This window comes from Baekduia soli (genome assembly GCF_007970665.1).
GTDB lineage: Bacteria > Actinomycetota > Thermoleophilia > Solirubrobacterales > Solirubrobacteraceae > Baekduia > Baekduia soli.
In genome coordinates, this window is sequence record NZ_CP042430.1 from 1,186,095 (window position 1) to 1,208,569 (window position 22,475).

A 22,475-nucleotide genomic window follows, 5' to 3' on the forward strand; every position below is an offset into this window, starting at 1 on the left:
GGGGACGCAGCGGTAGCCTGCCGGGCGTGCCGATCCCCGACGTCCTCAACCAGCTCCTGACCGCCGGCGGTCCCTCCGGCTACGAGACCGCGCCGGCCCGCGTGTTCGCGGAGGCCTGCGCGCCGTTCGCCGAGGTCCGGACCGACGTCATGGGCAGCGTCACCGCCCGGGTCAAGGGCACCGGGGACGGCCCGACCGTCGCGCTCGTCGGGCACATCGACGAGATCGGGCTCATCGTCACCCACATCGACGACAAGGGCTTCCTCAGCTTCACCGGCGTCGGCGGCTGGGATCCCGTGATCCTCGTCGGCCAGCGCGTCGAGCTGACGACCCGCGAAGGCGTGCTGGCCGGCGTCGTGGGCAAGAAGCCCATCCACCTGCTCAAGGACGAAGAGCGCAAGCGGGCGGCCGAGATCAAGGACCTCCACATCGACATCGGTGCCAGGGACGGCGACGAGGCCAAGGGCCTCGTGCGCATCGGCGACGTCGCGGTGATCGCCGGCGGGCCCGTGGAGCTGCGCAACGACCGGGTCATCTCGCGCTCGCTCGACAACCGCCTGGGCTGCTACGTCGCCCACGAGGCGGCGCGGCTGGTCGCCGAGGCCGGCGGTGCGGTGGGCGACGTCGTCGCCGTCGCCGCGGTGCAGGAGGAGATCACCTTCGCCGGGGCGCGCACCGTCGCCCACGCGCTGCGTCCCGACGTGGCGATCGTCATCGACGTCACGCACGCCACCGACGCGCCGGGGATCGACGAGCGCGAGGTCGGCTCGCACCCGTTCGGCTCCGGGCCGGTCATCGAGCGCGGCTCAACGCTGCACCCCGCGGTCTTCGAGCTGCTGCACGAGGCCGCCGAGGCCGAGGACGTGCCGTTCACCGTGTCGGCCTCCGCGCGCTACACCGGGACCGATGCCGACGCGATCCACGTCAGCCGCGACGGCATCCCCACGGGCCTCATCGGCCTGCCGCTGCGCTACATGCACTCGCCGGTGGAGATGGTCCAGCTCGACGACATCGCCAACGCGGCCCGCCTGGCCGCGGCCTTCGCCCGGCGCCTGACCGCGGGCCAGGTCTTCGAGCGCTGACGCCGGGCGGCCGGCCGCCCCTGACGCGAACGCCTCGCAGGTGCGGGGCGTTCGCCCGCCGTCCGTGATCCGAGTCCCCATCCCGGCCCGTCGCAAGGGGTGGACGTACCGGTTCGACGACCGCGCCTCGTACTCCATCGACGTGGACACCACAGGCTACGGCGTCCACGACGTCCGCTGTCGCTTGAGGTTCCATGCGAAGGTCCGCAACAGGGACTCGCTCCTGTACGCGCTGCGAAGGCGCTGGGCGCCCTGGCCGCGGTGCCGTACGTGTTCTAATGCGCCGGAGTGCTCCTGCTCTTCGACATCGACGGCACCCTGCTGCTCAAGGCCTCACGGGAGCACGCCGAGGCGGTGCACGCCGCGCTGCGCCGCGTGCACCGGATCGAGATCCCGACGGCGCGCGTCGAGGCCGCGGGGCGCACCGACGGGGCCATCGCCAAGTCGATCCTCACGCTCGCCGGGGTCTCGGCGGAGCGCATCGACGCCCGCGCCGACGACGTGCGGGCGGCGACCTGCGAGGAGTTCGCGCGCCGCTGTCCCGCCGACCTTCGCGACCACCTCAACCCCGGCATCGTCGAGGTGCTCGAGGGCCTGCACGCCGACGCGGGCAAGCACCTCTCGCTGCTGACGGGCAACATGGAGCCCGTCGCGCGGCTCAAGCTCCAGCGCGCCGGGATCGCCCACTTCTTCGGCCCCGGCCAGGGCGCGTTCGGCTCCGACGACGACGACCGGGCCGCGCTGCCGGCGATCGCCCGCGCCCGCGCGGGTGCCGACGGGCGCCCCTGGCCGCGCGAGGACGCCGTGGTCATCGGCGACACGCCGCGCGACATCGCCTGCGCACGCGCCGACGGCGTGCGCGTGGTCGCCATCGCGACGGGCCCGTTCGCGGCGCAGGACCTCGGTGGGGCCGACGCGGTCGTGCACCGTGCGCACGACCTGCCCGGCGCGTTGGAGGGCCTCGCCGGCGCTACCATCGACCCGTAGGCCATGTCGCTCTCCGGCCCCTCGCGCACCATCGTCGTCGAGCCCCTGCGCACCCCCGCCCAGGCGCCGGCGCCCGCCGTCCCGGCCCCCGCGCCGACCGCTCCCGCACGGCCGGCGCCCGAGCCCGCCCGCACCTGACGTGCTCCGCGCCCCGGACATCGCCGCCCCGGTCGTGGGGTTCCGGGCGTGGCGGATCCTCGGCGACCGGCTCATGTCCCCCTACATCCCGTGCCGCTGGGAGGGCCGCGTCCTGCACGCCGCGTGCTACGACGCCAACCGCGTGCTGCAGCGCGGGCGCGGCTGGCTGTCGGCGCCGCACGACTCGCCCCACCCCGACTGCCAGTGCGGCATCTACGCCTACCACCGTCCCGGCACGCAGGGCTACTACGGCGAGTGGCTGTGGACGGAGGGCGTGCTCTCGGCGTGGGGGCGCGTCGAGGTCCACGCCGACGGCCTGCGCGCCGAGCACGGGCGCATCGAGGCCCTGGCGCTCCCGCCGCGCAACGACCCCGAGCGTCGCGAGGCCGTCGGACGCGTGGCCCGGCGGCTCGGGGTCCCGACCGTGGCGCGCGACGAGCTCGAGGCCGTGCGGGCGCGGCTCGGCGGCGGGCTGCCCGCGACGCTGATCCCGGACGGCGCCGCTCAGGCGGCGGCGCGCAGCGTCCAGAACCCGTCGTAGCCCAGCGGCCGCAGGTCGGCCACCCGGCTGAGCTCCTCGTGCGCCTCGTCGAAGGAGATGTCGCGAACGACGGCGACCTCCTGCGTGGCCAGCGGGGTCCCCGTCCACGCCAGGACCTCCTCGGCGGCGGAGGCGGGCTCGCGGCGCTCGAGGCCCGGCACGAGGTTGGCGGTGATCACGTCGTAGACCGCGAAGGGCTGGAAGCCCGGAACGGCGATCTTCACGCCGTCGGAGATCCGCACGATCTCGTAGGACGGGCACGTGTACCGGCGCCCGCCGGACCAGTTGGCCAGCTTGTCGTCGAGGATGCGTGCGGCCGGCAGCGGTGCGCGCGACGCCGCCATGTCCTCCTCCAGCGCGGCGGTGACGTCGTCGCCCTCGGCCCAGGCCTGCAGCTGCGCGGGGTCCAGGCCCGCGTCGGCGGCCGCTCCCGCGATCGTCTGCGGCGTGTCGAGCAGCTCGCCGGAGAAGTTGCGGATCCGCAGGCGGCGCAGCAGGGCGCGGGTCGCCTCCGGCGCGTGCAGGCGCGCGGCGATCACCGCGCGGCACGCGGGGATCGTGGCGGCCATCCGCTCGCGCTCGCGCGTGTCGATCGGCATGCGGTGCTCGCGGCTGATGGTGCGGAACGCGGCGGCCTGCCGGGCCGGCGTGAAGCCCTTCTCGGCGTACTCCTCGGGCGACGCGGCCAGGCCGACCATCCGCACCCGCCACTCCAGCGCGTCGCCGTAGAGCCAGGACAGCCGCCGCCGGAACGGCTCGGCACTGTAGGCCCAGGGGCAGCCGGGGTCGGTGTACTCGGTGATGCAGACGTCGGCCACGCGACACTCAGGTGCGCGTGAGCTTCTTGTAGGTGATGCGGTGCGGCCGGTCGGCCTCGTCGCCGAGCGTCGCGCGGCGCCACTCCTCGTAGGCCTCGAAGTTGCCCTCGAACCACGTCACCTTGGAGTCGCCCTCGAACGCGAGCACGTGCGTGGCGACGCGGTCCAGGAACCAGCGATCGTGGGAGATGACCACGGCGCAGCCCGTGTAGCTGAGCAGCGCCTCCTCGAGGGCGCGCAGCGTGTCGGTGTCGAGGTCGTTCGTGGGCTCGTCGAGCAGGAGCAGGTTGCCGCCGGTGCGCAGCAGCTTGGCCAGGTGCACGCGGTTGCGTTCGCCGCCGGACAGCATCTTGATCTTCTTCTGCTGCTCGGCCTTCTTGAAGTTGAAGCCCGAGGTGTAGGCCCGCGAGTTCATGACCCGCTCGCCGACCTTGATCTGCTCCAGGCCGCCCGAGATCTCCTCCCACACCGACTTCTCGCCGTCGAGCGCGTCGCGGCTCTGGTCGACGTAGGAGAGCTGCACGGTATCGCCGATGCGCAGGGTCCCGTCGTCGGGCTCCTCCTGGCCGGCGATCATCTTGAACAGCGTGGTCTTGCCCGCGCCGTTGGGCCCGATGACGCCGACGATGCCGCCGGGCGGCAGGTCGAAGCTCAGGTCCTCGATGAGCAGCTTGTCGCCGAAGCCCTTGCGCAGCCCCTCGGCCTGGACGACGACGTTGCCGAGGTGCGTCGCGACGGGGATGTGGATCTGGACGTCGTCGAGCTTGATGTTCTTCTCTTCGGCGACCAGGGCCTCGTAGTTGGAGATACGGGCCTTCTGCTTGGTCTGCCGGCCCTTGGGGTTCTTGCGGACCCACTCGAGCTCGGCCTTGATGACGCGCTCCTTGGCCAGGTCGCGCCGTTCCTGCATCTCCAGGCGCTTCTCCTTCTGCGCGAGCCAGGAGGTGTAGTTGCCCTCGTAGGGGATGCCGCGGCCGCGGTCGAGCTCGAGGATCCAGCCGGCGACGTTGTCCAGGAAGTAGCGATCGTGGGTCACGGCCACGACGGCGCCCTTGTAGTCGGCGAGGTAGCGCTCGAGCCAGCCGACCGACTCGGCGTCGAGGTGGTTCGTGGGCTCGTCGAGGAGCAGCAGGTCGGGGCGCTGAGCAGCAGCCGGCACAGGGCGACGCGGCGACGCTCGCCGCCGGAGAGCGTCGTGACGTCGGCGTCGGCCGGCGGGCAGCGCAGCGCGTCCATCGCGTAGTCGATGGTCGTGTCGAGGTTCCAGCCGTCGGCCGCGTCGATCTTGGCCTGCAGGTCGGCGAACTCGTCGGCCGTCTCGTCGGAGTAGTTCATGGACAGCTCGTTGAAGCGGTCCATCAGGGCCTTGACCTCGGCCACGCCGTCGAGGACGTTCTCGCGCGCGGTCTTGTCGGGGTCGAGCTGGGGCTCCTGCTCGAGCAGGCCGACGGTCGCGCCGGGGGCCAGCTGCGCGTCGCCGCTGCGGAAGTCGGTGTCGATGCCCGCCATGATCTTCAGGAGCGTCGACTTGCCGGCGCCGTTGTAGCCCAGCACGCCGATCTTCGCCCCCGAGAGGAACGACAGGCTCACGTCGTTGAGGATCGGCTTCTCCGGCCCGTAGGCCTTCGTCAGCCGCTGCATCTGGAAGATGTACTGAGGCGCCATGAACCCCTCAGGATAGGAGGCGCGCCGCCGTGGTGGTGCGCGGGGCGCTCAGCGCCAGGCGTGCCCGGCGAACACCGGCTCCGGAACGAGCACCACGCCGAAGGCCGCGTGCACGCCTGCGGCGATCTCCCGGGCCAGGGCCACGAGCGCGGCCGTCGTCCCCGCGCCGCGGTTGGTGAGCGCGAGCACGTGCTTGGAGGAGATCGCGATGCCGGCGGGATCGCCGTGGCCGCGCCGGAAGCCCGCGCGCTCGATGAGCCACGCCGCCGAGGTCTTCACGCGCCCGTCGGCCTCCGGGAAGGCCGGTGGCCGCGCGCCCTCGCCCAGGCGCTCCTGCGCGCGTGCGGCCAGCGCCGCGAACGCCTCGCCGGTGAGGATCGGGTTCGTGAAGAACGACCCGGCGCTGGCGGTGTCGGGGTCGCCGGGGTCCAGCACCATGCCCTTGGCGCGGCGCAGCCCGAGGACCGCCGCGCGGGCGGCGGCCAGGTCGACCCGGTCGCCGATGCCGACGTCGAGCGCCCGTGCCAGCTCGGCGTAGCGGATGGGCTGCGAGCGCCCGCCGGCGTGCAGCGCGAAGCGCACCGACAGCACGACGAACCGCCCGGGGTCGCGCTTGAACGCGCTGGAGCGGTAGGCGAACGCGCAGGCCGCGGGGTCCAGCTCGACGACGACGCCCGTCGTGCGGTCCAGCGCCCGGACGCCGGTGATGACGTCGGCGACCTCCTGGCCGTAGGCCCCGACGTTCTGGATCGGCGTGGCGCCGACCGAGCCCGGGATGCCGGCGAGGCACTCGATGCCGGCGAGGCCGTCGGCCACGGAGGCCGCGACCAGCGCGTCCCAGGACTCGCCCGCGGCGGCCTCGAGCACGTCGCCGTCGCGCCGCACCCCGGACGTCAGGACCCGGACGACCGTGCCCCGCACGCCCGCGTCGGCCACGACGAGGTTCGACCCGCCCGCGAGCAGCAGCAGCGGCGCGCCGGCGCCGTCGGCCTCGGCGACGGCGTGAAGGAGCTCGGCCTCCGTCGTGGCCGTGACCAGCCGCTCGGCGGGGCCGCCGAGGTGCAGCGTCGTGTACCGCGACAGATCCACGACGAGGGAGCGTAGGGGCTGGCCGCGTCGGGGCCGGTACCCTCGATCGTCGTGCCGCAGGTCCTCGACATCGAACAGGCGCTGCTCCTGCTGGAGCTCGACCCGCCGTTCGAGAAGCGCGACGTCCAGCTCGCGCGGCGCCGGCAGGCCAAGATCTGGCACCCCGACCTGGCCCCGCCGGGCAAGCAGGTCGAGCACGAGCGCCACCTCAAGGCCATCAACGAGGCCGCCGACCAGCTCGAGAGCCTCGCGGAGGGCTCGCGCGGCGGGCGCGTGTCGCGCAACGCGGTCAAGGTCAGCGCGGCGGCCGCGCGCGAGGCGCGGGCCGAGGCCGGCCGGCGCAACTACGAGGAGCAGCAGCGCCGCCAGGCCGCCGAGGCCGAGCGCGAGCGCCACGACCCGTTCGGCACGCGGGTGCCCGACCACTCCGTCGTGCACCGCTACGCGCGCTGCCTGTCCTACCCGGAGTGGGGCGTGGGGGAGGTCGCGGGCATCTACTTCACCGGCGCCGAGGACGACGTGCAGCAGTGGGCGCGCGTGCGCTTCCAGCCCGGCGTGCGCACCGTCCCCGCCGGCTCGCTGCAGTTCGTGGACTTCTCCAAGCCCGACCCCGGCCACGAGCGCGTTCAGCGGTTCATGACCGCCGCCCAGCACGCGATGCACGACAACGACTTCAAGCTCGCCGCCCAGCGCCTCATCTACGCGCGCGACGCCGAGCCCGCCAACGTGTCGGTGCTGCGCCTGCTCACGCTGGCGTTCTGGCAGGCCGGCGACCTGCCCGCGGCGGGCCGCTCCGTCCGGGACTGGGCGCGCGCCGACCCGTCGCGCCCGGCGGCGCACCGCTACGCCGCGCGCATCTACGAGGACATGGGCGCGTTCGACCTCGCCGTGGAGGCCGCGCTGCGCGCCGCCGAGCGCGGCCCGCAGGACGCGGGCGCGTGGGAGCGCGTCGGCCGGCTGCGGCTGCGGCTGCTGGACCGCGCCGGCGCGCTGGACGCGCTGGAGCGCGCACGGCGCCTGGGCCCCAGCGTCGAGGGCCTGCTCGACCTCGCCCTGGCCCTCCACCTCGGCGGCGACCTCGGCGGTGAGGTCACCGCGACCGAGCAGGCGACGCTCCTGGACGCCGAGCACCCCGCGGCGTGGAACCGCTACGCGCACGCGCTGGCACGGACCGACCGCGTCAGCGACGCGATCGCCGCGGCCGAGCGTGCGCGGCGCCTGGCGCCCGACGACCTCGACGTCGCCGACCTGCTCGAGCGCCTGCATGCCGCCCAGCCGCGGGTGCTCCCCGCGGCCTGAGCGCCCGCCGCCGGCCTACAGGACGCGGGCCCCGTCGCGCTCGCGCGCCGGGGCGATCCGGTGCAGGAGCGTCCGGGCGGCGGCGATGACGAGGTCGCGGTCGTAGACCGTCGCGAAGAGGAACCGGCGGTCGCGGTCGGGGCCCTCGTCGCCGAGGTCCATGGCGACCAGCGCGCCCGCGAAGTGCGGGCCGAGCACCACGACGCTCCACTCGCCGGCGAGGATGTCGTCGGGCGCGATGCACGCGCCGCGCACGCCGCGGACGGGCTCCTCGCCCAGGCCGACGCCGAAGGCGGCGACCAGGCTCGAGCTGCGCGCGAGCGTCTCGTAGCGGCGGACGGTGGCCGGGGTGAAGTGCCGAGCCTGCTGGAAGGCCGACAGGATCACCGCGCCCTCGCCGATGCGCATCGCCCGGTTCTCGAGGTGGTGGCTCATCGGCAGCAGCAGGCGCTTGCTGGCCTCGGCCATGTCGCGCTGGCCGCGGACGACCTCGAACGGCGAGCCGCCCGGGTAGGCGATCGCGCGGCGCGTGCCACCCGTGATCGGACGGCGCATGAGCACGTCGCGGGGGGCGCCGGGCAGCGGGCCCGGGCGGCCCCACAGCCAGCCCTGGCCCAGCGTGGCCCCCAGGGTCCGGGCGACGCTGCAGTGCGCCTCGGTCTCGATGCCCTCCGCGAGGATGAGCGCGCCGGTGCGCTCGCGCTCGGCCGCGACGGCGCTGACGATGGCGGCCTGGTCGGTCGACGGGCGGTCCTGCACGAGGCGCAGGTCGAGCTTCATGACGTCGGGTGCCACCAGGGGCAGCAGGGCCAGCGAGCGGACGTCGGCGCCGATGTCGTCCAGCGCGATGCCGCGGCCGGCGTCGCGGTGGCCGGCGACGACGCGCGAGAGCTCGGCGGGACGGTCGGTGACCGCGCGCTCGGTGATCTCCAGGACGAGGTCGAGCTCGGCCAGGCCGCGCTCCCAGACCGCCAGGTGCTCGGGCGGGCACGGCGCGTCGATCGTGGTCGGCTCGCAGTTGAGGAACAGCGACGCGCTGCGGCCCAGGCCGGCCTCCAGGGCGCCCGTGACCGCCGCGACCCGGCAGGCCCAGTCGAGCTCGACCACGCGCCCGGCCGCGACCGCGGCCGCGAAGAGGCGGTCGGGGTGGTGCAGCGGCGAGCCCTCGGGGCCGCGGGCGAGCGCCTCGTAGGCCACGACGGCCCCACCGGCGATCTCGACGATGGGCTGGTAGGCCGTCATCAGCGCGCCGTCGCGCAGGATCCGGTCCAGCTCGCCCGCGAACTCGGCGGCGCCGAACGCGTCGTCGGGCTGATGGCCGGCGCCCACGGCGCGCGAGCGGTAGACGTGGAAGCCGTCCTTGCCGCCGCCCTTGGCGACGTACATCGCGGCGTCGGCGTGGCGCAGGAGGTCCTCGGCCGAGGTCGCGTCGCGCGGGAACGTGCTGACGCCCACGCTGGCCCGGACCTCGAGGGGGCGCCCCTCGATCTCCAGCGGCTCGCGCAGTGCGGCGACGACGCGGCCCGCGAGGTCGGTGCCGATGGCCGAGGCCTCGCCGCCGACGTCCTTGACCAGGAGCGTGAACTCGTCGCCGCCCGGACGGGCGAGGAGGTCCTGCGGGCGCACCACGGCGCGCAGGCGCTCGGCGACCGCGCGCAGCACCTCGTCGCCGACGTGGTGGCCGCGGCCGTCGTTGATGCGCTTGAAGTCGTCGAGGTCGACGAACAGCAGGGCGACCTCGCGGTCGTGGACGCGCGCGCGGTGCAGGGCCGAGCGCAGCTCGTCGTGCAGCGCGGCGCGGTTGGCCAGGCCCGTGAGGGTGTCGAAGTAGGCGAGCTCGTGGATGCGCGCCTCGGCGCGCATGCGGGCGGTGACGTCGCGCTGCACGCCGAGGTAGCGCACGACCGTCCCCTGCTCGTCGCGCTGGGGGGAGATCGCGACCTCGTTCCAGAACGGGGTGCCGTCGGCGCGGTAGTTCAGCAGCGTGACGTACGCGTCGCGGCCCTCGGCCAGCGCGGCGCGCAGCACGGCGACGGTGCGCGGGTCGGTGTCCGGGCCCTGCAGCAGGTTGCAGCTGCGCCCCAGCACCTCGTCGGCGCCGTGGCCCGTGAGCTGCTCGAACCCCGGGCTCACGTAGGTCAGCGGGTACCCGGGCTGCGTGGCGTCGGCCACGACGATGCCCGAGACGCCCTCGGGGTCGTATCCCTGCGTCGGCTCCATGCCCCGGGGTATCGGCACCGCGCACCGCGGCCGTAGCGGGCGTGTCTGCCCGGTGTCAGGGCAGCCGGAAGCCCAGGTCGGCCTCGATCTCGGCCGTGTCCATCTGGGCCTTCTGCAGCCGCCCGGAGAAGTCCCAGTTCAGCGACTGCCAGCGGGTGAACTGGTCGAGCACCCAGATCCCGGACTGCCGGGAGCCGTTGCCCGAGCGCCCGTTGCCTCCGAAGGGCAGATGCGCCTCGGCGCCCGAGGTCGACGTGTTGACCGACACCATCCCCGCCGAGATGCGCTCGCGGAAGCGGAAGGCATGGCCCGGGTCGGTCGTGTAGATCGACGACGACAGGCCGTAGCCGTGGGCGGCCAGCGCCATGGCCTCCTCGACGTCGCCGAACCGCGCGACGCCCACCAGCGGGCCGAACGTCTCCGTCCGGGCCATCTCGTCGTCGATCCGCACGCCCGTGACCAGCGTGGGGTGCACGAACAGCCCGCGCTCGGGGTCATCGCCCACGAAGCCCGCGCGCGGGTTGGCGGTCGTGATGCGCCCGGTGCCCGTCGACCCGTGGACCGCGTGGTGGTCTCGGACGAGGCCCAGGTCGTGGTCGCAGAAGCGCTCGAGGATGTGCCGAAGCCGCCGAACAGCGCGCCCTCGACGGCCAGGTCGACGTCGGCGTCGGCCATCACGACCATGGGGTTCTTGCCGCCCAGCTCGAGGCACGGCGACTGCAGGTGGCGGCCGCAGAGCGCGCCGACCTCGCGCCCGACCTCGCTGGAGCCCGTGAAGCCGACCTTGTCGACGGTCCCCTCCTGCAGCGCGCGCTCCAGGCCGGCGAACGTGGACGGCCCGTCGGCCTGCACGACCTGGAGGATCCCGTCGGGCAGGCCCCCGGCTCAGAGCAGCTCGGCGAGCGCCTGGCCGGTGGCCGGCGCGTACTCGGCCGGCTTGAACACCACGCCGTTGCCGCACAGCAGCGCGGGGATGAGGTACCAGGACGGCACCGCGACCGGGAAGTTGCCCGCGGTGATGGTCGCCGCCACGCCGACGGGCGCGCGGAACGTGAAGAGCTGCTTGTCGGGCATCTCCGACGGGACGGTCTGGCCGTAGAGGCGCCGCCCCTCGCCGGCGAAGAAGCTGCACGTGTCGATGATCTCCTGGACCTCGCCGAGCGACTCGGCCAGCGGCTTGCCGATCTCGCGCGTGACCAGGGCCGCCAGGGCGTCCTTGTTGGCCTCGACGATCCGGCCGATCTGCTGGATCGCGCGCCCGCGGACCGGCGCGGGGGTGGCCGCCCAGCCCGCCTGGGCGTCGCGGGTCCGGCGGCAGGCGGCGGCGAACGCCTCCGCGTCGCCCGCGGCGACCTCGAGCACGACGTCGTCGAGGTCGGCGGGGTTCGTCGAGCGCAGCGGCGGGGACGTGGGCATGCGGGCCACGCTACCGGCGCGGGAGCGCGCCCGGAGGCGTCCAAAGGTGTCCGTCGGCGGACGGAATCGGGTCAAGCGAGGGTGGCGACGCTCCGACTCCTGGAGGGACCCCGCCTCCGCTTCCGCCTGCCATGAACCTGCTCAAGATCCTCCCGCTCGCCGCCGCGATCACCGCGCTGATGGCCCCGGCCGCCCACGCGGCCTCCCCCGGCATCAACATCGCCGGCGCGCCGACCCCCGACCGCGTGTCGGAGGCCATCGCCACCGGCGCCAAGACCGTGCGGATCTTCGCGCTGTGGAAGGACTTCGAGCCCGACGCGCGCGGGCAGTACCCGTCCCACGACGTCAACCTGGCCAACACGATCAAGGTCTACGACGACGCGATCCACCAGCTCAACGCCGCGGGCGCCAAGCCGCTGTTCGTCGTCACGGAGGCGCCGGCCTGGGCCAGCGGGTCGACCGACGTCGACGTGCCGCCGGCCAACCCGGCGGACTTCGCCGACTTCCTCAAGCGCTTCGCGGCCCACAACAGGACCGTGGGCGCGGTCGCGGGTTACGAGGTGTGGAACGAGCCCGACGAGAACATCTTCTGGCACCCGGCCCCCGACGCGACCCAGTACGCCGCGATGCTGCGCGCCGCGTACGCCGGGATCAAGGCCGGCGACCCGGCCGCGACCGTCGTGGCCGGCCCGATGACGGGCAACGACTACCAGTGGCTGGAGAACCTCTACACCGCCGGCGCGCAGGGCTCGTTCGACGTCGTGGCCGTGCACACCGACACGGCGTGCCTGGACCGCGGGCCCGACGCGTTCTACCGCGAGAACGACGGCAAGCTGGCGCGCTTCACGTTCCTGGGCTACCGCACCGTGCACGACACCATGGTCGCCCACGGCGACGGCGGCAAGCCGATCTGGATGAGCGAGCTGGGCTGGTCGTCGACCGGCGGCGTCCCGAACTCCTGCACCCGCGGCCAGTGGGCCGGGCTCAAGCCCTCGGGGGTCACGGAGGCCCAGCAGGCCGGCTACCTCGCCAAGGCCTACGGCTGCCTGGCCAACGACCCCTACGTCACGCAGGCGCTGTGGTTCACCATGCGCGACACGAGCACCGAGCCCGTCGACGAGCTCAACCACTACGGCCTGCTGCGCACCGACGGCTCGGCCAAGCCGGCGCTCGGGACGTTCCGCGACATCGTCGCCGGCGACGGCGGCCCGCCCGGCAGCTGCGGCGACTTCGACCCGCCGTCGATCCGCGTCGTCAAGCCGGTGCCCGGCCAGCAGTTCGTCGACAAGCTCGACCTCTCGGCGGCGGCGACCGACACCGGCGTCGGCCTGGCGCGCATCACGTTCAGCTACGACGGCGGCACCGAGATCCGCAACTTCACCGACGGCCTGACCGGCAACGTCCCGGTCGGCCTGGCGCCGTGGCAGGGCTCGGGCAAGCTCGGCCTGGGCAACCACACGATCGAGGTCACCGCGCTGGACGCCAACGGCAACACGTCGACGCAGACCATCCCGGTGGTCAAGGTCAGGACGCTGGCCGCGACGCTGACGCCGCTCTTCAAGCTCAAGACGAAGAAGGTCACGTGCAGGAAGCGCGTGTGCCGCGTGGCCGGCTCGCTGTCGCGTTCGGCCGCGGCCGCCGCGGGCCCGACGCCGTCCATCGGCGGCAAGGTCGCCGTCGAGTGGCAGTACCGCAACAAGAAGGGCAAGTGGCGCAAGCTCATCGGCGGCCTCAAGCCGGCCGCCAAGCCCTTCTCGTTCTCGGCCAGGCTCAAGCTGGCGGGCGCGTGGCGGGTGCGGCTCGTCTACCGGGGCCAGGCGCCCTGGAGGAAGACGACCTCGCGCTACCTCACGTTCCGGGTGAAGTAGCGCCGGGCCCGTCCAGGGTCTCGGCCCCAGGAGCGGCGGGGGAGCGAGGGGAGATCGCGCTGAGGGCCTGGGCGCGCCCGGTCGTCCGCCGCGGTTGCCGTTCTGTGACGGTCGGTGGCGGATTGACGGGCGACATGCAGGTCAAGGTGTCCAGGAGGGCGCGGGGAGGACGAGGCGCCCAAGGACCGCACGGCGCGAGGTAGGGTCGCAATCCTCGTGCCGTTCTCCGTCGTCATCGTGGGCGCCGGCGTGCTCGGCGCCGCCCTCGCCGACCGCCTCGCGCGCTCCGGGCACCCCGTCACGCTCGTCGAGCAGTACAGCCCCGGCCATGTCCGGTCGGGCAGCGGCGACGAGTCGCGCCTCATCCGCAGCGCCCACGGCGACGACCGGTTCCACGCCGAGCTCTCGCGCCGCGCGCTCGTGCTGTGGCGCGAGCTGGACCCGGCGCTCGTGGCGCCCACCGGGGTCGCCTGGTTCGCCCGGCGCGACGACGGCTGGGAGGCGGCCAGCGAGCGCACGCTGACCGACCTGGGGATCCCGTGCGAGCGCGTCGACGCGACCGGGCTCTACCCCAGCGTCTGCACCGACGACCTGCGGTTCACGCTGCTGGAGCCCGAGGCCGGCGTGCTGCGCGCCCGCGACGCGGTCCGCGCCCTGACGCGGCGGGCGGTGCAGGCCGGCACCGAGTTGCGCGCGGCGCGGGCGCGTCCCGACGGCGAGCGCGTCGTCCTCGACGACGGCGAGGTGCTCGAGGCCGACCGCGTCGTCTGGGCCTGCGGGGCGTGGCTGCCCGCGCTGTTCGGCGAGCTGCTGCCGCTGCGCATCACCCAGCAGGACGTCTTCTACTTCGGCGCCGACAGCCGCTGGGTCGCCCCCGGGATCCCGGCCTGGGTGGACTACGACGGCGCCGCCTACGGCCTCGGCGATCTCGACGGGCGCGGCGTCAAGGTCGCCCCGGACATCGACGGGCCGCCGTTCGAGCCGGAGTCCGCCGAGCGCGTCCCCCGCCCCGAGCACGAGCGGCTGGCGCGCGACTACCTCGCCCACCGATTCCCGGGGCTGGCGGGCGCCCCGATCATCGGCACGCGGGTGTGCCAGTACGAGCTGACGCCGGACTCCCGGTTCATCGTCGCGCCGCACCCCGAGCACGGCGACCGGGTGTGGCTGGTGGGCGGCGGCTCGGGCCACGCGTTCAAGCACGGCCCCGCGCTGGCCGAGCGCCTGGAGCGCTGGCTGCTGGGCTCCGAGAGCCCCGAGACGCGGTACGGGCTCGGGCCGCGCAGCGCCGACGTCGTGCTGCGGACGGCGGGAAAAACCCCGCAATGAGCGGGAATCGCCCTCTGGCACCGCGCAACCGCGCAATGCACCGGTTCGACGTTTCCGCCCGAAATGTCGAATGCCCGATATGGGCCTAAGGTTCTGCTCGCAGGTGTCGATGGGGTGGGGGAAGGCAGGGCACGGAAGCCCGGAACGGACGCCGCCGCCTTTCTGGGCATGAACGCTTTTCGCTCCTCGGCCCCTGCACCCCTCCCGGTGCAGGGGTCGAGGCCGTTAAGCGCCGCACCGACCCGGCGCACGAAGCAGGAGCAGACGGGGCGCGGGGCGGCCTGACCGAGGAGCCCCGCGGGCTCCGGCCCACAGCGGGCCCCCGAGAACATCCCTGCTCTCGGGGGCTCAGATGCTGTGGTGGCCCCTGTCCCGAGGGCCCACGCTGCCGTCACCCTGGCCAGCGACCGGCACGCGGTCGTGGCCATCCGGTGATCGCCGGCGGGCAACACGACGTTCACCCCGGCCCGCCCCGGACCCGTCACGCTGGGAGGCGCGAGGTCGTCCTCCTCTCCTCCGGCCTCGCCCCGTCGCCCCCACGCGCCGCCGCCCCGCACCGGCCGGCCCGGGGCGACCATCCGCCACGCGGCGGGCGCGGGGGCCACCAGCCCCCGCCGCCCGCCGCCCGGCGGATCACGGCGGCGGTGCGCCTGCTCAGTCCTGGCGACGGCGCAGCACGCGCAGCGAGCGCCCCGGCAGGATCATCGAGCGCACCTCGGCGCCCTCCTGCGCGTCGTCGTCGGAGGCCAGCTCGACGGTCCACCCCTCGCCGAGCTCCGGGTCGATCGTGAACTCCACGCCCTCGTGGTGGGCGTTGAACGCCACGAGGAACGTGCCGGCGTGGGCGTGGTCGCCGTCGTCGGTGCGCCGCGCCCCGCGGCCGTTGAGGAAGACGGCGAGCGCACGGGCACCCTCGTGCTCCCAGTCGCCGTCGGACAGCGCGGGGCCGTCGGGGCGCAGCCACAGCACGTCGGGCAGATCGGAGCCGGGCTGCTCGTCGCCCGTCAGGAAGTCCCGGCGCCGAAAGACCGGCTCGTCGCGGCGCAGCGCCACGACACGGCGCGTGAAGTCCACGAGCCCGGCGTCCAGGCCGTCCCAGTCGTGCCAGGAGCTCTCGTTGTCCTGGCACCAGGCGTTGTTGCTGCCGCCCTGCGTCCGGCCGCCCTCGTCGCCGCCGAGGATCATCGGCACGCCCTGCGACAGGACGAGCGTGGCCAGGAGGTTGCGCTGCTGGCGGGCGCGCAGCGCGAGCACCTCCGGGTCGTCGGTCTGGCCCTCGGCGCCGCAGTTCCACGACCGGTTGTCGTCGGCCCCGTCCTGATTGTCCTCCAGGTTGGCCTCGTTGTGCTTGTCGTTGTAGGACACGAGGTCGCGCAGTGTGAAGCCGTCGTGGGCGGTGATGAAGTTGATGGAGGCGCCCGGGCGGCGTCCGTCGTCGGCGTACAGGTCGGCCGAGCCCGCGAAGCGCTCAGCGAAGGTGGCCAGCGGCAGCTCGCCGCGCCAGAAGTCGCGGAGGTCGTCGCGGTACTCGCCGTTCCACTCGCTCCAGAGCACGGGGAAGTTGCCGACCTGATAGCCGCCGGGGCCGACGTCCCACGGCTCGGCGATGAGCTTGACCTGGGAGAGGACCGGGTCCTGGTGGATCGTGTCCAGGAAGCCCGAGAGCCGGTCGGCCTCGTGCAGGCCGCGGGCCAGGGCCGCGGCGAGGTCGAAGCGGAAGCCGTCGACGTGGCACTCCTGGGCGAAGTAGCGCAATGAGTCCATGATGAGGCGCAGCACCTGGGGATGGGTCGGGTCCAGGCTGTTGCCCGTCCCCGTGTAGTCCATGAAGAACCGCGGGTCCTCGGTCTGGCGGTAGTAGGCCAGGTTGTCGATGCCCTTGAAGGCGAGCATGGGACCGAGGTGGTTGCCCTCGGCGGTGTGGTTGTAGACGACGTCGAGGATCACCTCCAGGCCGGCGCGGTGCAGTGCCTTGACCATGTCCTTGAACTCGCGGACCTGGTCGCCGCGTGACCCGGCGGCCGCGTAGGGGCCGTGCGGGGCGAAGAATCCGATCGAGCTGTAGCCCCAGTAGTTGGTCAGCCCGCGCTCGGCCAGGAAGCTCTCGTCGATGAAGTGGTGGACGGGGAGCAGCTCGACGGCCGTGACGCCCAGGCCCGTGAGGTGGTCCAGGACGGCCGGGGAGGCCAGGCCCGCGTAGGTGCCGCGCAGCTCCTCGGGCACGCCGGGGTGGCGCATGGTGAGCCCGCGGACGTGGGCCTCGTAGATCACGGTCTGCTCCCACCGGTGCTGCGGCGGCTCGTCCCCCTCCCAGTCGTAGCTGCGGTCGGCGACCACGGACTTGGGCATGGCCGGGGCGCTGTCGGTCTCCTCCGGCGTGAGGTCGGCGTCGTCGCCCTCGCCGGGCACGTAGGGCAGCAGGGTCGGGCCGTCCCAGTCCACGGTCCCGTCGATGGCCGCCGCGTAGGGGTCCAGCAGCAGCTTGGACGCGTTGAAGCGCAGGCCCCGCGCCGGGTCGTAGGGCCCGTGCACGCGGTAGCCGTAGCGCTGGCCGGGACCGACGCCCTCCACGTGGCAGTGCCACTGATGGGCGGTGCGGTCGGGCACCTCGATCCGCGTCTCGCGGCCGTCGTCGTCGAACAGGCAGAGCTCGACGCGCTCGGCGCCGCCCGACCACAGCGAGAAGTTCGTGCCCTGGGCGTCGGCGAACACACCCTGGGGGAACGCGCGGCCGGGACGGACCACGGGGTCGGGGGAGTCGGGCACGCAGGAGCCTCCGGAGGGCGAGGGGGACGGACGGGGACCGCCGGGCACGGACCTCGACCGGCGGAGGTCAGGTACCCGGCGGCGGCAGGCCGCATGCGGTGCGCGGCGACGCCAGGACAGCGGCTCGGGCAGCGCGTCGGGGCCCATCTTCACCGGCCCGGAGATCCCGGCCCACGGGGTGCTCGGAGCGCAGCATGAGCGCCCCGCCCGATGGGACGGAGCCGTCGGCGTCGGGGACCAGCGCGGGACCGCCGCCTCTGGTCGTCGATCAGGGCGGCGTACTTCCGCAGCGTGCGGTAGAGCGCCTGCGGCGGCAGGCTCAGGCCGGCGGCATCGCCACGGGCGGCCGGAGGGCGACCCGCATGCCCTCCACGGGCGCCATGCCGGGGGCGTTGCCGTCGCTGTCGCGGCCCGGGCACCGGCCGGCGCTCACGCGCCCGCCATCCGCTCGGCCCCGTACGATCGCCCGCGATGCGCCTGATCGTCGCCCGCTGCGAGGTCCGCTACTCGGGCCGCCTGGATGCGCTGCTGCCCGAGGCGCTGCGCCTGCTCATGATCAAGTCCGACGGGTCGGTGATGGTCCACGCCGACACGGGCGGCTTCAAGCCCCAGAACTGGATGACCCCGCCCACGGTCGTCGAGCTCGACGGCGATCCGCTGCAGCGGATCGTGGTGCGCAAGCGCGCCGGGGCCACCGAGGACCGACTCGACATCGCGATCTTCGAGGTCGTCTCCGACGTCACCCACGACATGGGGGAGGCCGCGGCCCTGGAGAAGGACGGCGTGGAGGCCCACCTCCAGGAGCTGCTGGCCGAGCAGCCCCACCGCTGCGGCGAGGGCTTCCGCCTCGTGCGTCGCGAGTGGCCGACCGACATCGGCCCCGTCGACCTCATGTGCCGCGACGAGGACGACGGCTGGGTCGCGGTCGAGATCAAGCGCGTCGCCACGATCGAGGCCGTCGAGCAGCTCACCCGCTACCTCGAGCGCCTGCGCGGCGACCCGGCCCTGGCGGACTGCCGGGGCGTCCTCGCCGCCCAGCAGATCAAGCCGCAGGCCCGCGTCCTGGCCGAGTCGCGCGGGCTGCGCTGCGTCGAGGTCGACCTCGCGGTCCTGCGCGGCGAGCGCGAGCCGGACCTGACGCTGTTCGTCGCCTGACCCGGGCGCGCCGGAGGTTCCAGGTCCCGACCAGCCAGGGCGGCACGCTGGGCGCCCCGAAGGACGTGCCCGTGCTCTTGGCGGTCTGGGGCGTCGCTGTTCACGGAGTCCTTCTCGTGCCGCCGCCTGGCCACCGAGCCCGACCGTGTTCGACGGCCGCTCGGACCACGGGCCGTTCATCGAGGCCGGCATCCCCGCCGGCGGCACGTTCTCCGGCGCCGAGGAGATCAAGGCCGCCGAGGAGGCCCAGGCCTACGGCGGCGCCGCCGGGGTGGCCTACGACACGTGCCGCCATCAGGCGTGCGACACGCTGGCCGACCCGAACCTGCAGGCGTTCGACGAGTTCTCCGACGCGGCGTCCCACGCCGTGGCGACGCTCGCGCAGCGCCCGACGGACCTCACCGACGAACGAGCCCCGGCCCCTGGCGCGCCTCAGCCGCCCGGCGCCGGAGTTCCTCAGGCCGGACGCCGGGCGCTGAGCTGACGGTGGGATCGGGCATGGCGCCGGTAGATTGCGCGCCATGTCCGATCAGCCCGCCGTCCTGACCGAGCGCCGCGACGGCGTCCTGGTCATCACCATCAACCGGCCCGAGGTCCGCAACGCGATCAACGGCGCCGTGTCGGAGGGCGTCGGCGCCGCCCTCGACGAGCTCGACGCCGACGACGGCCTGCAGATCGGCATCGTCACCGGGTCCAGCGGCTACTTCTGCGCCGGGATGGACCTCGGGGCCTTCGTCAAGGGCGAGTCGATCTACCACCCCGAGCGCGGCTTCGGCGGCATCACGCGGCGCGCCTCGGCCAAACCGCTCATCGCGGCCGTCGAGGGCTTCGCCGTGGCCGGCGGCTTCGAGATCGTCCTGTCGTGCGACCTCGTCGTGGCGGCCAAGGGCGCCAAGCTCGGCATCCCGGAGGCCAAGCGCTCGCTCGTGGCCGCGGGCGGCGGCCTGCTGCGGCTGCCCCGGCGCATGCCCTACCACGTGGTCATGGAGCTCGCCCTGACCGGCGACCCGCTGCCCGCCCAGCGCTTCCACGAGCTGGGCATCGTCAACCGCGTCACCGAGGTGGGCGGCGCGCTGGACGGCGCGCTCGAGCTCGCCGCGACCCTGCGCAAGAACGGCCCGCTGGCGCTCGTGGCCTCCAAGCGCATCCTCCAGGAGCAGTTCGACTGGTCCACGGAGGAGATGTGGGACAAGCAGGCCGAGATCACCGGCCCGATCTTCGCGTCGGCCGACGCCAAGGAGGGCTCCTCGGCGTTCAAGGAGAAGCGCGAGCCCGTCTGGCAGGGCCGCTGAGCCGGCGGCCCCGGACCGCCGGTCGGCCCCGGTTCGGACCGTGCGTATGAGCGGGGTCCGGTGGGTCGCGGGCATCCTGGGGCCATGTCGATGCGGCCACCGCCCAGCGTCGCGTCCGTCGGCGGGGGGTTCTCCATGAAGGCCGGCAACCCGCTGCTGGACGACGACGTGCTGGGCATCACCGGCGCCGACCGGCCGAAGGTCTGCCGCGTCCCCACGGCGTCGGGCGACGCCGACCACTCCGTGGACACGATGCTCAAGCGCGTGGCGCCGCGGCGCGAAGCTGTGCGGCCTGTCGGCCGTGCGCCTCGACGCCGTGGGCGGCGAGCTCGTGCGTCGCCGGCTCGAGCCAGAGCTGCCGGGGGCGGGGCCGCTGGGCACCCGCCCGATGCCCGACGGCATCAGGAGCTGAGGAGGCAGCGCTACGGCCGCTGAGGCACAGCTCGCAGCACGAGCACGAACTGCAGGGCGAGGAACCCGGGACACCGGCGTACGAACGGGTCGCGGACCCGTCGCAATGACGGGACCCGTGACTCCAGGGGCAGCGGGGCGCCTGCCGGAAGCACCGTCCGGACGTCGAAGCCTGCACGGCGCGCCAGCTCCAGGGCGCTGTCGTACGTGAAGAAGCGCAGGTGCGTGCGGTCGAAGAGGCCGAAGTCCGCGTAGGGGAAGCGGCCGCGCAGCACCTCGCGCCGGGCGGTCCAGTGGCCGATGTTCGGCACGGAGATCACCGCGACCCCGTCCGGCGCCAGCAGGGTGCGCAGCCACGCCAGCACCGTCCACGGGTCGCGCAGGTGCTCGAGCACGTCGGCGCAGAGCACGACGTCGACGCCCGGCGCGGCGGCGGCGGCCACCGCGTCGTGCGTCTCGGGTGCCTCGAGGTCGCCGACGACGACCTTCGCGCACCAGGCGCGGGCCTGGGCCGCGGCCTCCGGGTCGACCTCGGCGCCGATCACCGTGCATCCGCGGCGCGTCAGATCGGCGGCCAGGTAGCCCGTCGCGCAGCCCACGTCGAGCACGCGCGCGCCGTCGGGCACCGCGGCCAGCGTCAGGCGGTGGCTGGCGGCCAGGCCGTGCTCGGCGACCAGGCCGGCGTAGGGGCCGCGGACGCCGCTCACTCGCCCCAGAGGGTCGCCAGCAGCGACCGCGCGCCCCCTCGGTCACGGTGTTCGCACAGGTAGATGCCCTGCCAGGTGCCCAGCGCCAGGCGGCCGTCGCCGACCGGCAGGGTCAGCGACGGGCCCATGAGCGAGGCCTTGATGTGGGCGGGCATGTCGTCGGCACCCTCCAGCGTATGGGTCCAGGGCAGGTCCTCGGGAACCGCGGCGTTGGCCCAGGTCTCGAAGTCGTCGCGGACGTCGGGAGAGGCGTTCTCGTTGAGGGTCAGCGACGCCGAGGTGTGCAGGATGTGCAGGTGCAGCAGGCCGATGCGGACGCCGGCCAGCTCGGGCAGCGCGCCGGTCACCTCGCGCGTGACGAGGTGGAAGCCGCGCGGGCGGGCCTGGAGGGTCAGCTCGCGCCGGGTCCACATGCCGCCAGTGTGGCGCAGATCACGCCGGCTCCACGTCGCGGGGGATGCGGGCCACGCGCAGGTCGACGCGCGCCCCGGCGAACGGGACGCCCTCGGCCTCCAGCAGGGCGCGCTGGCGCGCGCCCTTGGCCAGCGAGCCGTCGGCGCGCACCACCCGCCACCACGGCACCTCCGCGGTGGTCGTCCGCAGGACCGTGCCGGTGAAGCGCGGAGCGCCGGGCGAGAGGTCGCCGTAGGTGCGCACGAAGCCCTCGGGGATCGCCCGCACGCGGTCCAGGACGTCCTGGGAAGCTGTGGCGATGGTCCGCACGGGCACGTACTCGATCGTCGCACGCGACCCCGACACGGGCGAGCTGGGGGCCGCGGTGCAGTCGCACTGGTTCTCGGTCGGATCCATCGTGACGTGGGCGCGCCCCGGCGTCGGCGCGGTCGTCACGCAGTCCATCGCCGAGCCCGCCTACGGCCCGCGCCTGCTCGACGCGCTGGCCGCCGGGGCGGCGCCGCAGGCCGCGCTCGACGCGCTGCTGGCCGACGACGGCGCAGCCGGATACCGCCAGATCGCCGTCGTCGGGCCGGCCGGCGGGCCCGCGGTCCACACCGGGCCGGCCTGCATCGCGTTCGCCGGGCACGCCACCGGCGACGGGTTCAGCGCCCAGGCCAACATGATGGCCTCCGAGGAGGTCTGGCCCGCGATGGCCCGGGCCTTCGCGGCGGCGGCCGGGCCGCTCCCGGCCCGCCTGATGGCCGCGCTGCGCGCCGCCGAGGCCGCGGGCGGCGACGCGCGCGGGCGCCAGTCGGCGGCGATGGTCGTCGTGCCGGCCTCCGGCGAGCCGTGGCAGCGCACCGTCGACCTGCGGGTCGAGGACCATCCCGAGCCGCTGGACGAGCTCGCGCGCCTGCTCGTCCTGCACGACGCCTACGCGCTGGCGACGGAGGGCGACGACCTGACCGGGGAGGGCCGCCACGCCGAGGCCGCCGAGCGCTACCGCGCCGCCGCAGCGCTGGCGCCCGGCAACCACGAGCTGCTCTTCTGGGCCGGGCTGGCCGAGTTCACGCAGGGCGACCGCGAGGCCGGGCTGGCCAAGGTCCGCAAGGCCGTCGCGCTGCAGCCCGGGTGGCGCGAGCTGCTCGGCCGCCTGGGCCCGGACATCGCGCCCGGCGCCGGGGCGGTGCACGCGGCGTTGGAGCTCCGATGAGCCAGATGTGTGTGATCTCAGCCATGCAACGCGCTGCTGGCGGCCGGCCAGCCCTTCACGCCGATCACCGACGCCGTGGGGGCCTG

At 74.4% G+C, this 22,475-nt stretch carries 18 protein-coding genes and 2 pseudogenes; 11 read left to right on the forward strand and 9 right to left on the reverse strand.

Features of this window, described 5'->3' with window-relative positions; genetic code table 11:
- Window positions 1-26 precede the first annotated feature (26 nt).
- The 4 genes from FSW04_RS05535 (at window position 27) to FSW04_RS05545 (ending at window position 2,748) form a co-directional block, all read left to right on the forward strand.
- On the forward strand, window positions 27-1,082 hold the full coding sequence (locus FSW04_RS05535) for a M20/M25/M40 family metallo-hydrolase (RefSeq protein WP_146917097.1): 1,056 nt from the start codon (window positions 27-29) through the stop codon (window positions 1,080-1,082).
- A gap of 288 nt (window positions 1,083-1,370) precedes the next feature.
- On the forward strand, window positions 1,371-2,069 hold the full coding sequence (locus tag FSW04_RS05540) for an HAD family hydrolase (protein ID WP_146917099.1): 699 nt from the start codon (window positions 1,371-1,373) through the stop codon (window positions 2,067-2,069).
- Between the two features lie 3 nt (window positions 2,070-2,072).
- Window positions 2,073-2,207: a hypothetical protein gene (locus FSW04_RS27765; RefSeq protein WP_267128288.1), complete on the forward strand. Its 135-nt coding sequence runs from the start codon at window positions 2,073-2,075 to the stop codon at window positions 2,205-2,207.
- 1 nt (window position 2,208) lies between these two features.
- The gene (locus FSW04_RS05545; RefSeq protein WP_146917102.1) at window positions 2,209-2,748 is read left to right on the forward strand and encodes a hypothetical protein; all 540 of its coding nucleotides are present in this window, start codon (window positions 2,209-2,211) and stop codon (window positions 2,746-2,748) included.
- On the opposite strand, the gene FSW04_RS05550 is transcribed toward FSW04_RS05545, so the two are convergent.
- The 3 genes and pseudogenes from FSW04_RS05550 to FSW04_RS26810 all read right to left on the reverse strand — a co-directional run bounded on the left by FSW04_RS05550 (window position 2,712) and on the right by FSW04_RS26810 (window position 6,320).
- Entirely contained in the window at window positions 2,712-3,566 is an 855-nt protein-coding gene (locus FSW04_RS05550) for a DsbA family protein (protein ID WP_146917104.1), read from the reverse strand. The two genes, FSW04_RS05545 and FSW04_RS05550, sit on opposite strands and share 37 nt — an antisense overlap.
- 7 nt (window positions 3,567-3,573) lie before the next feature.
- A pseudogene (gene ettA / locus FSW04_RS05555) lies at window positions 3,574-5,231 on the reverse strand (energy-dependent translational throttle protein EttA).
- Window positions 5,232-5,279: 48 nt separating this feature from the next.
- Window positions 5,280-6,320: a UDP-N-acetylmuramate dehydrogenase gene (locus FSW04_RS26810; protein WP_228430920.1), complete on the reverse strand. Its 1,041-nt coding sequence runs from the start codon at window positions 6,318-6,320 to the stop codon at window positions 5,280-5,282.
- A 51-nt stretch (window positions 6,321-6,371) separates the two neighbouring features.
- Here FSW04_RS26810 and FSW04_RS26815 point away from each other — a divergent pair, with 51 nt between their 5' ends.
- Window positions 6,372-7,619 (forward strand): tetratricopeptide repeat protein, encoded by a 1,248-nt coding sequence (locus FSW04_RS26815; RefSeq protein ID WP_228430922.1) that lies wholly within the window; start codon window positions 6,372-6,374, stop codon window positions 7,617-7,619.
- Window positions 7,620-7,634: 15 nt separating this feature from the next.
- On the opposite strand, the gene FSW04_RS05565 is transcribed toward FSW04_RS26815, so the two are convergent.
- Both FSW04_RS05565 and FSW04_RS28315 read right to left on the reverse strand, forming a co-directional pair.
- On the reverse strand, window positions 7,635-9,839 hold the full coding sequence (locus FSW04_RS05565) for a diguanylate cyclase domain-containing protein (protein ID WP_146917111.1): 2,205 nt from the start codon (window positions 9,837-9,839) through the stop codon (window positions 7,635-7,637).
- 55 nt (window positions 9,840-9,894) lie between these two features.
- A pseudogene (locus FSW04_RS28315) lies at window positions 9,895-11,255 on the reverse strand (aldehyde dehydrogenase family protein).
- A 131-nt stretch (window positions 11,256-11,386) separates the two neighbouring features.
- Here FSW04_RS28315 and FSW04_RS05575 point away from each other — a divergent pair.
- Window positions 11,387-13,123 (forward strand): glycoside hydrolase family protein, encoded by a 1,737-nt coding sequence (locus tag FSW04_RS05575; protein WP_146917115.1) that lies wholly within the window; start codon window positions 11,387-11,389, stop codon window positions 13,121-13,123.
- Window positions 13,124-13,339: 216 nt separating this feature from the next.
- Window positions 13,340-14,449, forward strand: a complete 1,110-nt coding sequence (locus FSW04_RS05580; protein WP_187369275.1) for an FAD-dependent oxidoreductase — start codon at window positions 13,340-13,342, stop codon at window positions 14,447-14,449.
- 654 nt (window positions 14,450-15,103) lie between these two features.
- Here the strand turns inward: FSW04_RS05580 and glgX are convergent.
- Window positions 15,104-17,215 (reverse strand): glycogen debranching protein GlgX, encoded by a 2,112-nt coding sequence (gene glgX, locus FSW04_RS05585; RefSeq protein ID WP_228430926.1) that lies wholly within the window; start codon window positions 17,213-17,215, stop codon window positions 15,104-15,106.
- Between the two features lie 471 nt (window positions 17,216-17,686).
- Here glgX and nucS point away from each other — a divergent pair, with 471 nt between their 5' ends.
- From nucS to FSW04_RS05600, 3 genes are all read left to right on the forward strand, one after another.
- Window positions 17,687-18,370, forward strand: coding sequence for an endonuclease NucS (nucS, locus tag FSW04_RS05590; RefSeq protein ID WP_146917121.1), 684 nt, complete (start codon window positions 17,687-17,689; stop codon window positions 18,368-18,370).
- A 145-nt stretch (window positions 18,371-18,515) separates the two neighbouring features.
- Entirely contained in the window at window positions 18,516-18,854 is a 339-nt protein-coding gene (locus tag FSW04_RS05595; protein WP_228430928.1) for a M28 family peptidase, read from the forward strand.
- 37 nt (window positions 18,855-18,891) lie between these two features.
- Window positions 18,892-19,662, forward strand: coding sequence for a crotonase/enoyl-CoA hydratase family protein (locus FSW04_RS05600; RefSeq protein ID WP_146917126.1), 771 nt, complete (start codon window positions 18,892-18,894; stop codon window positions 19,660-19,662).
- A gap of 422 nt (window positions 19,663-20,084) precedes the next feature.
- Here the strand turns inward: FSW04_RS05600 and FSW04_RS05610 are convergent, their stop codons facing one another.
- The 3 genes from FSW04_RS05610 to FSW04_RS05620 are packed head-to-tail and all read right to left on the reverse strand — an operon-like array spanning window position 20,085 to window position 21,509.
- A complete protein-coding gene (locus tag FSW04_RS05610; RefSeq protein WP_187369276.1) occupies window positions 20,085-20,780 on the reverse strand; it encodes a class I SAM-dependent methyltransferase in 696 nt (231 codons plus the stop codon).
- On the reverse strand, window positions 20,777-21,193 hold the full coding sequence (locus tag FSW04_RS05615; protein WP_146917132.1) for a secondary thiamine-phosphate synthase enzyme YjbQ: 417 nt from the start codon (window positions 21,191-21,193) through the stop codon (window positions 20,777-20,779). Before FSW04_RS05615 ends, FSW04_RS05610 begins: the two co-directional genes overlap by 4 nt.
- Before the next feature lie 19 nt (window positions 21,194-21,212).
- Window positions 21,213-21,509, reverse strand: a complete 297-nt coding sequence (locus tag FSW04_RS05620; RefSeq protein WP_228430930.1) for an MGMT family protein — start codon at window positions 21,507-21,509, stop codon at window positions 21,213-21,215.
- On the opposite strand from FSW04_RS05620, the gene FSW04_RS05625 reads away from it, so the two are divergent.
- Window positions 21,493-22,389 (forward strand): DUF1028 domain-containing protein, encoded by an 897-nt coding sequence (locus tag FSW04_RS05625; RefSeq protein WP_146917137.1) that lies wholly within the window; start codon window positions 21,493-21,495, stop codon window positions 22,387-22,389. The genes FSW04_RS05620 and FSW04_RS05625 overlap by 17 nt on opposite strands.
- Window positions 22,390-22,475: the final 86 nt, after the last annotated feature.

What these genes read in the sequence shown, in the direction of transcription:
- FSW04_RS27765 (WP_267128288.1), top strand. Translation starts at nt 2,073, where the DNA reads ATGTCGCTCTCCGGCCCCTCGCGCACCATCGTCGTCGAGCCCCTGCGC.
- FSW04_RS05565 (WP_146917111.1), bottom strand. Translation starts at nt 9,839, where the DNA reads ATGGAGCCGACGCAGGGATACGACCCCGAGGGCGTCTCGGGCATCGTC.
- FSW04_RS05575 (WP_146917115.1), top strand. Translation starts at nt 11,387, where the DNA reads ATGAACCTGCTCAAGATCCTCCCGCTCGCCGCCGCGATCACCGCGCTG.
- nucS (WP_146917121.1), top strand. Translation starts at nt 17,687, where the DNA reads ATGCGCCTGATCGTCGCCCGCTGCGAGGTCCGCTACTCGGGCCGCCTG.
- FSW04_RS05600 (WP_146917126.1), top strand. Translation starts at nt 18,892, where the DNA reads ATGTCCGATCAGCCCGCCGTCCTGACCGAGCGCCGCGACGGCGTCCTG.
- FSW04_RS05615 (WP_146917132.1), bottom strand. Translation starts at nt 21,193, where the DNA reads ATGTGGACCCGGCGCGAGCTGACCCTCCAGGCCCGCCCGCGCGGCTTC.
- FSW04_RS05625 (WP_146917137.1), top strand. Translation starts at nt 21,493, where the DNA reads ATGGTCCGCACGGGCACGTACTCGATCGTCGCACGCGACCCCGACACG.